The sequence below is a fragment of the Tenacibaculum amylolyticum genome (genome assembly GCF_964511145.1).
Lineage (GTDB): Bacteria > Bacteroidota > Bacteroidia > Flavobacteriales > Flavobacteriaceae > Polaribacter > Polaribacter amylolyticum.
Genome location: NZ_CAZEFZ010000042.1, coordinates 1 through 13,693, shown reverse-complemented (window position 1 = coordinate 13,693; position 13,693 = coordinate 1). Strand labels below are relative to the sequence as shown.

General features: G+C 31.4%; 14 protein-coding genes. 13 read left to right on the top strand and 1 reads right to left on the bottom strand.

Annotation, left to right across the window (positions count from 1 at the left end; genetic code table 11):
- Nucleotides 1–39: 39 nt before the first annotated feature.
- A complete protein-coding gene (locus ACKTTC_RS12645; protein WP_408040201.1) occupies nucleotides 40–2,445 on the top strand; it encodes a T9SS type A sorting domain-containing protein in 2,406 nt (801 codons plus the stop codon).
- A 137-nt stretch (nucleotides 2,446–2,582) separates the two neighbouring features.
- Here ACKTTC_RS12645 and ACKTTC_RS12640 read toward each other — a convergent pair whose 3' ends face one another.
- Complete coding sequence (locus ACKTTC_RS12640) at nucleotides 2,583–3,173, bottom strand: acetate uptake transporter (RefSeq protein ID WP_408040200.1); 591 nt, start codon at nucleotides 3,171–3,173, stop codon at nucleotides 2,583–2,585.
- A gap of 160 nt (nucleotides 3,174–3,333) precedes the next feature.
- On the opposite strand from ACKTTC_RS12640, the gene ACKTTC_RS12635 reads away from it, so the two are divergent.
- From ACKTTC_RS12635 to ACKTTC_RS12580, 12 genes are all read left to right on the top strand, one after another.
- Nucleotides 3,334–3,492, top strand: coding sequence for a hypothetical protein (locus tag ACKTTC_RS12635; protein WP_408040199.1), 159 nt, complete (start codon nucleotides 3,334–3,336; stop codon nucleotides 3,490–3,492).
- Between the two features lie 4 nt (nucleotides 3,493–3,496).
- Entirely contained in the window at nucleotides 3,497–3,880 is a 384-nt protein-coding gene (locus tag ACKTTC_RS12630) for a DUF1622 domain-containing protein (protein ID WP_408040198.1), read from the top strand.
- A gap of 245 nt (nucleotides 3,881–4,125) precedes the next feature.
- On the top strand, nucleotides 4,126–4,512 hold the full coding sequence (locus tag ACKTTC_RS12625) for a hypothetical protein (RefSeq protein ID WP_408040197.1): 387 nt from the start codon (nucleotides 4,126–4,128) through the stop codon (nucleotides 4,510–4,512).
- On the top strand, nucleotides 4,513–5,544 hold the full coding sequence (locus ACKTTC_RS12620) for a Rieske 2Fe-2S domain-containing protein (protein ID WP_408040196.1): 1,032 nt from the start codon (nucleotides 4,513–4,515) through the stop codon (nucleotides 5,542–5,544). It begins immediately after the preceding gene.
- A gap of 3 nt (nucleotides 5,545–5,547) precedes the next feature.
- On the top strand, nucleotides 5,548–6,342 hold the full coding sequence (locus tag ACKTTC_RS12615) for a hypothetical protein (RefSeq protein ID WP_408040195.1): 795 nt from the start codon (nucleotides 5,548–5,550) through the stop codon (nucleotides 6,340–6,342).
- A 385-nt stretch (nucleotides 6,343–6,727) separates the two neighbouring features.
- The gene (locus ACKTTC_RS12610) at nucleotides 6,728–6,952 is read left to right on the top strand and encodes a hypothetical protein (RefSeq protein ID WP_408040194.1); all 225 of its coding nucleotides are present in this window, start codon (nucleotides 6,728–6,730) and stop codon (nucleotides 6,950–6,952) included.
- Nucleotides 6,953–6,977: 25 nt separating this feature from the next.
- Nucleotides 6,978–7,448, top strand: a complete 471-nt coding sequence (locus tag ACKTTC_RS12605; protein ID WP_408040193.1) for a glutathione peroxidase — start codon at nucleotides 6,978–6,980, stop codon at nucleotides 7,446–7,448.
- Nucleotides 7,448–7,909, top strand: a complete 462-nt coding sequence (locus tag ACKTTC_RS12600) for a TspO/MBR family protein (protein WP_408040192.1) — start codon at nucleotides 7,448–7,450, stop codon at nucleotides 7,907–7,909. The genes ACKTTC_RS12605 and ACKTTC_RS12600 overlap by 1 nt, the downstream gene beginning before the upstream one ends.
- Nucleotides 7,910–8,377, top strand: a complete 468-nt coding sequence (locus ACKTTC_RS12595; protein ID WP_408040191.1) for an SRPBCC family protein — start codon at nucleotides 7,910–7,912, stop codon at nucleotides 8,375–8,377.
- Nucleotides 8,367–9,668 carry a cryptochrome/photolyase family protein gene (locus ACKTTC_RS12590; RefSeq protein WP_408040225.1) on the top strand — a complete coding sequence of 434 codons (1,302 nt, stop codon included), beginning with the start codon at nucleotides 8,367–8,369 and terminating at the stop codon, nucleotides 9,666–9,668. The genes ACKTTC_RS12595 and ACKTTC_RS12590 overlap by 11 nt, the downstream gene beginning before the upstream one ends.
- Nucleotides 9,669–9,895: 227 nt before the next feature.
- Nucleotides 9,896–12,448, top strand: coding sequence for a M20/M25/M40 family metallo-hydrolase (locus ACKTTC_RS12585; RefSeq protein ID WP_408040190.1), 2,553 nt, complete (start codon nucleotides 9,896–9,898; stop codon nucleotides 12,446–12,448).
- A 259-nt stretch (nucleotides 12,449–12,707) separates the two neighbouring features.
- Nucleotides 12,708–13,574: a universal stress protein gene (locus ACKTTC_RS12580; protein ID WP_408040189.1), complete on the top strand. Its 867-nt coding sequence runs from the start codon at nucleotides 12,708–12,710 to the stop codon at nucleotides 13,572–13,574.
- The last annotated feature ends 119 nt before the right edge of the window (nucleotides 13,575–13,693 follow it).

The window sequence follows — 13,693 nt, the reverse complement described above, 5'->3', positions numbered from 1 at the left end:
ATTTGAAGCAATCATAAAAACAAAAACAATTCCCTAATAATGGTTAAGAATTTAATTCTAATCCCTACAATTCTCTTATTTCTAAGCTTTTTTCAAGTACACGGACAAAAGTATGTATCACCTTCAGGTAATGATGAAAATAATGGCACAATTAGCTCTCCTTTTAAAACAATTTCAAAAGGAATAAAAGCATTAAGAAGTGGTGATATTTTATATGTAAGAGAAGGTATATATCATGAAACAGCAAAAATTAACAGTAAACGAGGAAGTAAAGATGCGCCGATAATAATTAAAAATTATCAAAATGAGAAAGTACTTATTGATGGATCTCAACCTATCGAAGAGTTAGCTATTGGTGATTGGGTTCAACATAAAGACAATATTTATAAAATTCAATTAAATACAGACATTACTCAAGTATTTGTTGACCGTGTATGGATGATGGCAGCCAGATGGCCTAATGCACGTTTTGACAAAGGAGAAGGATGGGATCAGAAAAAAACATGGGCTCAAGGAAATGAAAATCTGTCTGGTAAAACAGTCCTATACGACGATCCGCAAAACGGACATAATCTTGCAGCAACTGGCATAGATGTTACGGGAGCAATGGCTGTAATGAATACTGGTAAGTTTGTATCATGTTGTCGTTTAGTAGAATCTCACGAAGCAGGTCAGGACTACTTTGAATTTAAACCTTTTCCCCGTTATTTACCTGTACAGAATTACTATTTCTTAGAAGGTAAATTAGAATTTCTTGATAATGAAACTGAATGGTACTTTGATAATGTAGAAAAAGTATTATATCTATGGACTCTTGGTGGCGGTAAACCAAGAAATGTACGTGTAAAAACAATGGGACGCGGTATGGACTTTTTTAAAAGTGATAATATTAAAGTCCAAGGAATAGATTTCTTTGCTTGTAATTTTAGAATACTTAGATGTGATGCAATTACAATAGAAGATTGTGATTTTGATTATCCTACTTACAACAAAAGAGCTTTAGGCGTTACCGGCTTAGACAGAGCTATCGAAATACGAAAAGGTTCTAACAGTAAAATAATTAATTGCGCATTTCGCAATACAGATGGTATGGGATTAAGAACTCTAGCATCTAATAATATTACAGTTGAGAACTGTGAGTTTACGAATATAGATTATACAGTCGCTCATCAACCTATGGGAGGAGGAGCAGTTGTTTTTAGAGGTGGCTCAAATTGTGTGTTTAGAAGAAACACTGTAACAACTTCTGGATCTGCCAGAGGAATAGGTTTTGATAATAAATCGGTCTTAGAATTGAATTACATAAGCAATCTAGGACACTTACAAAGTGATGGTTCTTCAGCTGAATTTGGAGGCGGAGCTAAGGACATGCTCTTTACCCATAACTGGTTTGATTCCAACAGAAAAACTTCTGCTAGATTTAGCGATGGACCACGTGGTGTATTACCAAGCGGTGGAATGCGTACTGGTATTTTGAAAAATAATGTTACAACAAATCCTGCACAGAAAATTACTTTTATGGTTAAAGGTGATGAAAGACAAGTCTACAATAACGTAGCAGAAACAAACATTGTATTTGCTGATACTTCTGGCGATCCTCGTAATAGTGGTATCCATAAAAATTCTATCAGCGCTAATAATGCTACAGCTAGATACGTTTCAAGAGTATTTCCTTCTTATAGCAAGCCTTCTGGTACTCATAAGACTAATTACGAATCTGAAGGTAATTTAGAAGCTTTTAAAAAATTATTCTTCGATTGGGACAACAAAGATTTTCGACCTAGACCAAATTCAGGTTTAGTTGATAAGGGAAGTGTAATCGCAGGAGTAAATGATCTATACCGTGGTTTAGCTCCAGACATAGGTGCTTATGAATTAGGTGATGATAATTATTGGATACCAGGAAGACAATTAAAACTACCATCACATCCTATCCCTGCTAACGGAGGTAAGACTACATATGAAAGAGTAGATTTAATATGGCTTCATGCATATAAATCAGTAGAAGCTGAAGTGTTTTTTGGAGAATCTGAATCTTCTTTACAAAGTTTAGGACGTCATAGAAACAATATTGTTAATCCTGGTGAGCTTACTGAAGAGAAAACTTATTACTGGCGTGTAGACCCAGTAGTTAATGGTGAGGTTAAACGCGGAAAAGTATGGCATTTTACTGCTGGTGTAAATACAATAAACAAACCAATTAACGTATTAGATAAAGATTCTTATAAAGTGTACCCTAACCCTAATACCGGAGATGTATTTATTGAAATACCTATTCCTGATGCAAAGGTCACTATTTACAGCCTTAATGGACAGTTAATCTTAACTAAACATATAAATAATCAATTTGATCAACTTGAAATAAACAAACTTGCTACAGGTGTTTATATCGTCCAATTTGAAAAAAATGGGTATTTCATTCAAAAGAAAATCATTAAAATGTAGAATCTTTTAATAGTCTACATTCGTATTAGGATAACCTAACAAAAACTAAGAAAAAAAGAACACTTTAATGAGTGTTCTTTTTTTCTTAGTTTTTAAATTATAGTATGTTATTAAATAACATCTACTGATATAAAATATTACTCTTTTTTATCTAATTGAAATACCCCTCTACCTAAAGGCAATACGTCTCTTCCTATTTGTTCTTTTAATAAATTACTTAGCATAATATACCAAGCAACAAGAGCCGCACCGATAAATAAAATTGCAGAAATCGTTGAAGCAATAGCAATTCCTTTATTGCCTAATACAGAAGTTACCATTCCCAATACTACACAAGCAAATAATAAAAATAACGCTAGATTTTTTTGAGCTGCAACTATCGTAAATAATATAGATAATAACGCCCAACAAGAAATTAAAACAGCAATATCGTTAGAAGTACTTACAAACAAGCCAAAATGATTTGACACTAAAATTAATGGAAGTGTAATCCAAAAAGCTCCATAACTTATAAAAACTGCATATCCAAAATTATCACGTAATCGTAAAAACTGAAATCCAGCTATAAGTTGTACAAATCCTCCAAAAATTGCTCCTATGTATATTGCCGGACCTTCATCTATCCAGCCTAAATTGAAAAACTGTAATAATAACGATGATAGTCCAAAACCAGCCAATCCTGCAACAGCAGGATCTGAATAAAGTTGTGTGTTATTAGTTAATGTCATTGTTTGTGATTTCTGAATACTGTCGAGTTTTTTAAATTTTCATTACAAACTATCACTAACATGATTCTTTTTTATTTAGAACCGATGTAAATTAAATAATTATTGAAATTAAAGTCTTTCTTTAACGACACAATTACAAATCAAACATATCAAATACAACATGTTAGAATCATTTATCAAAATCGTAACTCTTCCAAATTTCTTATTAAATAATATACTTACTTACATCCCTTCATTTGAAACTATAATACAACAGCAAACACCACGTAAAGTTCCTATAACCGTAAGAGCTTCGCATTCTCGTTATAAAAACCAATAATACGATGGAAATATTCGAGTATATTAAAAGCGGGTTATCTGTTTTAAGTGAAATCGTAAATTATATTGGAGTTCTTATTTTAATGTATGGATTTGCCAAAGGGTTAATCCAGTTAATTAAAAATGAAACCTCTAAGAAGAAAAATGATGATTTTTTCAATTCTATACAAAACTTACGATCCAAGATAGGATTATACATCCTCTTAGCTCTTGATTTTTTAATTGCCGCAGATATTATAGATTCTGTAATTCATCGGAATTTAGACGAACTCACTAAACTAGGAATTGTAATTGTCATAAGAATTGCTATCGGTTATTTTTTAGGAAAAGAAATCGCCGAAATCCACGAAGCAAAACCACATCATAAAAAAGACAATTCACCACAATAATCACGAACATAACCAATAGTAATTTAATCCAATAAACTATGCTCATCACAATCCAAATTTTCTTAGCCTTTCTGGCACTCTATTTTGGTATTGGATTCTTATTTGGACTCTATTTCATATTCAAAGCAGCTCCAAAAATCGATCCTCTTATTTCACACAGTAAAAAAAGTGTACGACTTTTATTGTTTCCTGGAGCCATAGCTATGTGGCCTTTTTTAGTATTGAAACTTTTTAAAAATTAAAGAATGACTTCAGGCTTAAGAAAAACACATAGATATGTATGGCTTGTACTTATCCTAGTTATGCCAATACTCATGTATTTTGCAATACAAAATGATCCTTATACTGTTTTAGAAAATACAAAAACAGTAAAAGAACCTTCATCTTTCATTAGTAAAAACGAACATCTTAGTTATCAAAAGAAAGGAGTAGCATTGCTTATTTTAATTAAAAAACCCTTTAAAAATGCTTCTGTAGCCGTATATGAATTACAAAATGGTGAGCAAGGAGATATATTAGGTGAAATAGCTAGTGCTCAAGAAACATATGCTTTTAACATAAATGCAAATGCTGATGGTTTCTTGTTATACGATGTGATTAAAAAAGAAGCAATAACAAAAATTAAATTTTAGATGGGGTTAGATTATCAGTTAGTACTTTGGAATAAAAACAAAAAAAAATACGATCGTATTATTCTTTTGTTTATGCTGCTATACCTCATCCTTTTTGCAGCAATAAGCCTTATCTTTTTTAAAGATATAACACCAGAAACATTAATTATAAGAGCTTTTGGAACCTTAGCCATTTTAATGTTACATATTATTTTAGCAATAGGTCCGTTAGCTAGATTAAACTCTAAATTTCTACCATTACTATACAACAGAAGACATTTAGGAGTTAGCATGTTTATTGCTGGTTTAATTCATGGAGGGTTTGCTATATTTCAATTTCAAGCCTTGGGAAATGAAAATCCAATTTATTCCTTATTTACTTCAAATATGGATTACACTTCATTGGCTAACTTCCCTTTTCAAATACTTGGTTTTTTTGCGCTAATTATTTTATTCTTTATGGCGGCAACCAGTCATGATTTTTGGCTCAAGAACTTAAGTCCAAAAGTTTGGAAACGTTTACATATGCTAGTATACCTTGCGTATACTTTATTAATCATGCATGTTTTCTTAGGACATTTCCAGCAAAATAGCTCTCCAATTACTGTAGGATTATTAACTGTAGGATTTTTCACAATTGCAATTTTGCATATCGCAGCCGCATTTAAAGAAGCTAAAATTGACAATGAAAAGCATAAAACCTTAGCCGACGGATGGCAATATGTTTGTGAGATTGATGAAATAGTAACTGATAGAGCTAAAATTTTCACAGTTGCGAATGAACGTGTTGCTGTTTTTAAATATGAGAATAAATTATCTGCAATTCATAATGTTTGTAAACATCAAGGAGGTCCTTTAGGAGAAGGAAAAATTATTGATGGTTGCATTACCTGCCCTTGGCATGGATATCAATATTTACCTGCTAATGGACAATCACCACCACCTTTTACTGAAAAAGTAGCTACTTATAATTTAAAAGTAATTGATAATAGTATATATATTTTTCCAAAAGCACTAGAAGAAGGAACACCTGTAGAACCTGTAAAATTTTAAAAAATGGAAAACAAAAAAGATGAGTTTTATGTAGGTTACAACAATAATGTACCTAAACAAACAGGACGTTTGCTAAAAAAAACAGTGTGGATTTTCTTGTTCGTTATTATAATTTTTGTAGTTGTATTTAGTTACAATCAAAATCCTTTTAATAACGGTTCTTTTGAATTAACCAAAGAAAGTAAAGTTACAGGAGTTTATCATGAAAGCCCCTACCCTATGCTTCGAGTTCAACTTGGGAAAAATACTTATAAGAATATTTTATTACTTGGGTTTGGAAAATTTGGTGCAAAAAAATACATCAATGAGCTAGAAGAAACAGATAAAGATATTCTGAATAAGGAAATGACTATTGACGGTAACCTTATCTATTACAACGGAAAAACCTTATTACAAATTTCAGACGAACAAAATATTATTGTACATAAAGACAAACAAGGAAAAGACATTCCATTACAAATTGTTGATGAATATACACTAGAAGGAGAGATTGTAGATCCTAAATGTTATTTCGGTGTTATGAAACCTGGTAAAGGAAAAATCCACAGAAGCTGTGCTGTGCGATGTATTTCAGGAGGCATTCCACCTGTATTCGCTTCAACAGATGTAAATAATGTAACTAGCTATTTCTTAATTACTGATATGGACGGAAATCCTGTAAACAAAGAAGTATTACCTTATGTAGGACAACCTGCAAGAATAAGAGGACTTGTAGAAAAGTATAGCGATAGCTGGTTTCGTATAAAAATAGATGCAAACGCTATTGAATTACTCAATAAAAAATCTACTATTTATTAAGTAGTAGATTTTTTACTTCATTCCAATATTTCTTCAAAAGAGTGATTAATTAAAAACTGAACTGAAATAAGCTTACACTTTAATTAAGATTGTTTTAACATCAATAATCTTCAAACCGCTTGTTTTTTGTTTAAATCTTTTATATTTTTGTTAAACAAAAAGTCATAATCGTTAAACATAAATAAATTTGATCATAATATTATGCAAATTGATGAGGAATAATTAGCTTTTCTTAAACTTATATTTACATTTGCAGACATTTTGATATATAATGATTATTTTTAATATAGCAGCATTTATTAAAATAAATTATTGTAAAATATTTTAAGTAATCAAAAAGTCAAACGACTAGTTTATAAAGTACGATAATTAAATCTTATTAGTTATGACATTATTAGAAAAAGCATCTGAATTCGAGAACAGAAAATTTAAGTTCGTTACAACAAGTGATAGGATTCTAGCTTCAAGAGAAGTTAAAGCTTTAATTTTAGAAATAAACGAAGAATATAAAAAAAGCAAAGACAGTGCTCTAATGGAAGCCATGAAGAGGTTAACTGTAGTTAAGCAACGAATCGAAAAAAGATTAAAAGGGAAACCTTTAACTGCTTAAAGCTATAAAAAACACACCAACAACAATGTCTGTTTACACTATTGAAATAAATGATATTAAAGGATCAAAACTAGATTTCAATAATTTTAAAGGAAAAAAAATATTATTTGTCAATGTAGCTTCTCAATGTGGTTTTACACCGCAGTACAAAGAATTACAAGAGCTATCTAATACCTTTAAAGACACATTGGTTGTTGTTGGTGTACCTTGCAATCAATTTGGTTCTCAAGAACCTGGTACCTCCTCACAAATTCAAGAATTCTGTTCCTTAAATTATGGAGTAACTTTTCCTATAACTGAAAAAATTCAAGTGAAAGGAAAAGACAAACATCCCTTATACAGTTTTTTAACAGATAAAAAACTAAATGTAAAAAAGAATTCTTCTGTTAAATGGAATTTTCAAAAATATTTAGTTGATGAAAAAGGAAATTTAATAGACTATTGGTTTTCACTAACTAAACCTATGAGCAAAAAAATCACAAAACACCTCAACTAGTGAACAAAACCAAACTTACCCTCATTTTTCTAATTATCAATTTTCTTGGGCTTTGGTTCGGAACTTTATTAATGAATAATGGTCCACAAAGCGAATGGTATTTCAATCTAAGTAAAGCTCCATGGACACCTCCAGGCTGGGTATTTGGAACTGCTTGGACAATTATTATGATTTGCTTTTCGATTTATTTAGGAGATTTATTTTCAAAGAACAATACTAAGAACATACAGTTAGCTTTTATCATTCAATTTATACTGAATGTTAGTTGGAACTATGTTTTTTTTAATCAACATCTAGTTAGTTTAGGACTCATTGTATTATTACTACTTAATGTGGTTTTATACTATTTCTTTTTTAGCTTAAAAAAGAATATGACTACAATGAGATTTCTACTGTTACCTTACATGGTATGGATGAGTATTGCTACTTCTTTGAATCTTTATATCCTAATTCATAATTAAATGAAATTATACCAGCTTCACAAAAAACAAAACCTGCCTATTACTGTAGAACAGGCTTGGAATTTTTTATCTAGTCCCCAAAATTTAAAAACCATTACACCAGATTATATGGGATTCCATATTCTCTCTGGTGCAGACAGACCAATGTATCCAGGTCAAATCATACAATATATAGTAACTCCTGTTTTAGGAATTAAAACCAAATGGGTTACAGAAATTACACATGTGGTTGATCAAAAATACTTTGTTGATGAACAAAGATTTGGACCTTACGCACTTTGGCATCATAAACACTTTATAAAACCTATAGAAGGCGGAGTAGAAATGGAAGATATTATAGACTATAAAGTTCCTATGGGAATTCTTGGGCAATTAGTACATCCTTTTTTAGTAAAACCTAAACTTGAAGAAATTTTTGCATATCGACAAAAAAAACTGATTGAACTTTTTGGTGAATATAATGGATAAAGTAAATGTATTTTGGTTTCGAAGAGACTTGCGTTTAGATGATAACAATGGATTATTTGAAGCATTAAAAAGTGGTAAGAAAGTAATTCCTATTTTTATTTTTGATAAAAATATTCTGGAAAAACTACCAGAAGATGATGCCCGTGTGAATTTTATATACACTCAACTACAAAAAATCAATGCAATACTTCATACTGCAAATAGTAGTTTGCAAGTATTTTACGGAACTCCACAAGACACCTTTAAACACTTAACAACACTTTTTAATATTGATAGCGTATACACAAACAAAGATTATGAACCCTATGCTATTAAACGTGATACAGAAATTAGAGATTTTCTAAATGCAAATAATATAAACTTCTATTCATATAAAGATCATGTAATTTTTGAGGAAAATGAAATCACAAAGGATGACGGTACTCCATATAAAGTTTACACACCTTATTCTAAAAAATGGTTAACTACTTTTCAACCTAGTCAACTTACGTCTTTTCCTTCTGAAGCACTTATACAGAATTTTTACCCCTTAGATAAAAAAGAGATCATTTCTCTAACTGAGTTAGGCTTCAAAACTTCTTTTATTAAAGTTCCTGATTATAAAATCACTTCAACTTTAATTAACGAATACGAAGCTAAAAGAAATTTTCCAGCCATTAATGCAACTTCTAAATTAGGAATACATCTACGTTTTGGTACTATATCAGTAAGAAAAGCTGTTCTAGAAGCTAAAAAAAGTGACAATCCTACTTTCCTAAAAGAACTTATTTGGCGTGAGTTTTTCATACAAATACTTTGGCATTACCCTAAGACAATTACAAAAGCCTTTAAACCTAAATATGATGCAATTATCTGGAGAAACAATCGTACAGAATTTGAACATTGGTGTAACGGGACAACTGGATATCCATTAGTAGATGCAGGAATGCGCGAATTAAATAATACAGGTTTTATGCACAATAGAGTACGTATGCTTGTAGGGAGCTTTTTATGCAAACATTTATTGATCGATTGGCGCTGGGGAGAAGCATATTTCGCAGAAAAATTACTAGATTTTGAATTAGCAAGTAATGTAGGGAATTGGCAATGGGTTGCTGGTTGTGGTGTAGATGCAGCTCCATATTTTAGAATATTTAATCCTACGACTCAAATTCAAAAATTCGACAAACAATTAATTTATATAAAAAAATGGGTTCCCAATTTTCAAGAGCTCACCTACCCTACACAAATAGTAGATCATAAGTTTGCTAGAGAAAGATGTCTAGCCACATACAAAGAAGCATTGAATTAATGCTTCTTTTGCTTTTCTTCAACTTTACATTCATAAGTGTAATTAAAACACTTTATACATATATATTATAATTTCCTTCAACTTTTTTAACAAATCGTTACTGTTTTATATATCAACATAATTAACATCATCTTTTTTCATTACCTTAAATGTTTTTTAAATGATTTTATAGATGAAATAATACAACTTCACCTCCCCCAAATCAGTAACCAAAAACCCTCGATAAAATGAAAACACTTAACTCAATTGTTTTTCATGTGCTATTAGTATGCCTATTCAGCACACCACTACAACTTTTACCTCAAGAAAAAAACAACATGTTTTTTGCAACAATGGAAACACGAGATGCGCAAAGTCTAAAAATTGAACATCCCAATGAAATCCAAATTATCCGATCCTCCAATGGTTTGAGTGCCGTAAAACTCTCTCACAATGCTGCCGAAGAATTGCACCATAAAATTCTAACACATGGACCAGGTTTTATCTACGAACCATCAAAAGAAAGTGCCTTAGCAAATCTAAGTCTTAAAAACAGGGCAACGTACCAAGGACGAAATCTTGCTGCTAAATTTTCTATTTCTCAAGAAACTCTTGTTAGACAAAGCTTAGACTTGGTAAACAATAATAATATTGCTGCACAAATACAAGAATTAGAAGCCTATGGTACTCGTTATCATACTACCAATAGTGCTCGTCAATCTGTATTAGATTTAAAAACTCGCTGGGAAAACATGGCTTCAGGAAGAAGTGATGTTTCCGTCAGAATTGTAAATCATACTAGCACGAATATGCCTTCTGTAGTTATGACAATTACAGGATCTGAAACACCTGATGAATATGTAATTATAGGTGGTCACATAGACTCTACAGCTAGCGGAGGAAACAGTAATAACGCACCTGGTGCTGATGATAATGCTTCTGGTATAGCAACTATTACCGAAGCTGCTCGTGTATTATTCGAAATGAATTTTACTCCTAAACGCACTATTGAATTCATGGCTTATGCTGCTGAAGAAGTAGGCTTAAGAGGTTCTAGAGAAATCGCTCAAGATTACAAAAACAGAAATATTAATGTTGTTTCTTATTTACAATTAGACATGACTAATTACAAAGGCTCTTCTGAAGATATCTACATCTCTACAGATACATTTAACGATGATGATTTAAATAACTTCCTTATTGAATTAATTAATTTTTATAATGCTTCTGGTACTCATAAATTAACCTATGCTACCACGCAATGTAACTATGGTTGTTCAGATCATTATAGTTGGGCACAACAAGGATACGATGTTGCTTTTCCTTTTGAAGCAAGTTTTAGAGAAAGCAATCCCCATATTCATACTACCAGAGATACTTTTGATAGATCTCCTACCCCAAATGCAACACATGCTGCAAAATTTGCTAAGCTAGCTTTAGAATATCTTATTGAGATTTCTAATGGTCATAGCAATACAGATCCAGGTGGTGAAGATTGTACACAAACAGTTAGTAGTTTTCCCTATAACGCTTCTTTTGAGAGCTCTTTTGAAAACTGGAAACAAAGTACTAACGATGATTTAGATTTTTCCAGAAACTCAAGCGGTACTCCATCAAACAACACTGGCCCAGCAAGTGCTACAGATGGTAGTTATTATTTGTATGTAGAAGCTTCTGGAAATGGAAGTGGTTTCCCTAATAAGAATGCTATATTAACTTCTCCATGTTTTAACTTTTCTTCACTATCACAACCAGAGCTAACATTTCAATACCATATGTTTGGAAGCGCTATTAACACCTTAACTGTCGAAGCAAAAAACAGTAGCGAAACAGTATGGAATCAGGTTTTTAGTCAATCTGGAGATCAAGGGAATTCATGGTTAACAGCTACTGTAAACCTTAACAATTACTCAAATCAAACAGAAGTACAACTTCGTTTCTCAGTAACAACAGGAACAGGAAATAGCGGATGGCAAAGTGATATTGCTATTGATGCTGTTTCAATACAAAATGGTTCAACTGATCCTACACCAACTTGCAATGCTTTAAATTTTAACGACTTTGCTATCAGTTCTTTTTCTAACCAAGATTCCGATGGAACTTCTAGTGTAGGAAATAATGGAGCTTCACTTACCCTAACAAATAATACTTGGAAACATATTTTACTCAACTATGATGTAACTCCAAATACTGTAATAGAATTTGAATTCAATAGTTCTAATGAAGGGGAAATTCATGCCATTGGTTTTGAAAACGACAATAACCTATCAGCAAACCGTTATTTTAAAGTTCATGGAACTCAAAATTATGGTGTTACCAATTATGACACATATACTAACGGAACACAAATATTCACTATTCCTGTTGGAAGTTTTTACACAGGTACTATGGACAGACTTGTTTTCATAAACGATAATGATGCTGGCTCAGGAAATAATTCAACATTTAGTAATGTAAAAATTTATGAAGGTAGCTGCAATGGTTCAATTACAACTAAGAATTTTGCAAAACTAATTCCTATTCTAGGAAATCAACCAGAAGGAATATTACCAAATACACTTATTAGTCCTAACCCTACTTCTAACTATATCAACATTACCATCAAAAACAACAGTAACAATGCATTAGTTACTATGAATCTTTATGATAGTAATGGAAAGTTATTATTAAAAAAGACTACAACAGAAAATGGAAAGAATCATATTTCTCTTGAAAAACTATCTTTAAGTAGCGGTATCTATTTTGTAAAAATAGTCACTCAAGGAGAAGGCTCATTAACAGAAAAAATACTCATAAAGTAATATTAATAATTATGAAAAACTAAGAAAGGAAGTTGTCTAAAAATATTTTCAGGCAACTTCTTTTTTTATATAAAATTTGATTTTTTTAAACAACAAGTACTATAAAAATTCTCTATTCAATTCATCAAATAAAACAATCTAACCATCCCTCGAAATTAGCTAATAAGCTATAAAAAACTAGTCACTCAACCTCTGCAATTACTAAAAGCGCCTTTTTTTTCGTAAATTATTAAGGATTAACTCAAAATCCATTTACGTCATGAAAAAAATATTAGTGCCCATAGACTTTTCAGAGCAATCTGAAAATGCGCTAGAAACAGCAGCTTATTACGCCAGAACATATGGTTACGAAATTATAGCTATGCATATGCTAGAAGTATCTACAGCTACAATCATTAATGCCAATACCACTAAAGAAACTGTCCTATATTTAAAACTTGCAGAAAAAAGGTTTAATACATTTTTAGATAAAGAGTACCTAAAGGATATAAAAATCACTCCAATTATTAAACATTATAAAATTTTCACAGAGTTAAATGACGTTTCTAAAGAGGAAAAAATAAATCTCATTATTATGGGATCTAAAGGGGCAACAGGGTTTAAAGAATTTTTTATAGGCTCTACTGCTCAAAAAGTAATTCGTCATTCAGATGTACCTGTGTTAGTCGTAAAAGACAAACCTATGGCTAACGGTTTTAAAAAGGCCATTTTTGCTTGCGACTTTTCAGACGATTCTATTGGCCCTTATAGAAGAATTAAACGATTTTGTAACTTTATTAATCTAGAAACGAAAATGGTGTATATAAATACTCCTGGAAAATCGTTTGTTAGTTCTTCTGAAATGAGAGCATCTGTAAAAAGTTTTTTTGAGAAAGCAGATAATAATTCACACTATATAGACGACGTACATTATATTTCAGATTACACTATTGAAGCAGGTATTACCAACTTCGCAAAAAATTATGATGCAGATCTTATTATTATGACAACCCATGGAAGAAGTGGTTTTTCTCAACTGTTCGATCACAGTATTACTGAAGATGTAGCCAATCACTCACCCATACCAGTCATCTCTTTTAAGATACTTCCAGAACATATTAGAAAGCAAAAAAAACAAAAAAATTAAAAAAAGTTTGCCAGTTTTAAAAAACGTTATATATTTGCATCGCTTTTCGCAATAGCCGATATAGCTCAGCTGGCTAGAGCAGCTGATTTGTAATCAGCAGGTCGTGGGTTCGAGTCCCT

Bases quoted from the DNA above. Each gene is read 5' to 3' on its own strand.
- ACKTTC_RS12580 (WP_408040189.1), top strand. From the start codon at position 12,708: ATGAAAAAAATATTAGTGCCCATAGACTTTTCAGAGCAATCTGAAAAT.
- ACKTTC_RS12595 (WP_408040191.1), top strand. From the start codon at position 7,910: ATGAAATTATACCAGCTTCACAAAAAACAAAACCTGCCTATTACTGTA.
- ACKTTC_RS12585 (WP_408040190.1), top strand. From the start codon at position 9,896: ATGAAAACACTTAACTCAATTGTTTTTCATGTGCTATTAGTATGCCTA.
- ACKTTC_RS12610 (WP_408040194.1), top strand. From the start codon at position 6,728: ATGACATTATTAGAAAAAGCATCTGAATTCGAGAACAGAAAATTTAAG.
- ACKTTC_RS12640 (WP_408040200.1), bottom strand. From the start codon at position 3,173: ATGACATTAACTAATAACACACAACTTTATTCAGATCCTGCTGTTGCA.
- ACKTTC_RS12625 (WP_408040197.1), top strand. From the start codon at position 4,126: ATGACTTCAGGCTTAAGAAAAACACATAGATATGTATGGCTTGTACTT.
- ACKTTC_RS12635 (WP_408040199.1), top strand. From the start codon at position 3,334: ATGTTAGAATCATTTATCAAAATCGTAACTCTTCCAAATTTCTTATTA.
- ACKTTC_RS12645 (WP_408040201.1), top strand. From the start codon at position 40: ATGGTTAAGAATTTAATTCTAATCCCTACAATTCTCTTATTTCTAAGC.
- ACKTTC_RS12630 (WP_408040198.1), top strand. From the start codon at position 3,497: ATGGAAATATTCGAGTATATTAAAAGCGGGTTATCTGTTTTAAGTGAA.
- ACKTTC_RS12605 (WP_408040193.1), top strand. From the start codon at position 6,978: ATGTCTGTTTACACTATTGAAATAAATGATATTAAAGGATCAAAACTA.
- ACKTTC_RS12615 (WP_408040195.1), top strand. From the start codon at position 5,548: ATGGAAAACAAAAAAGATGAGTTTTATGTAGGTTACAACAATAATGTA.
- ACKTTC_RS12620 (WP_408040196.1), top strand. From the start codon at position 4,513: ATGGGGTTAGATTATCAGTTAGTACTTTGGAATAAAAACAAAAAAAAA.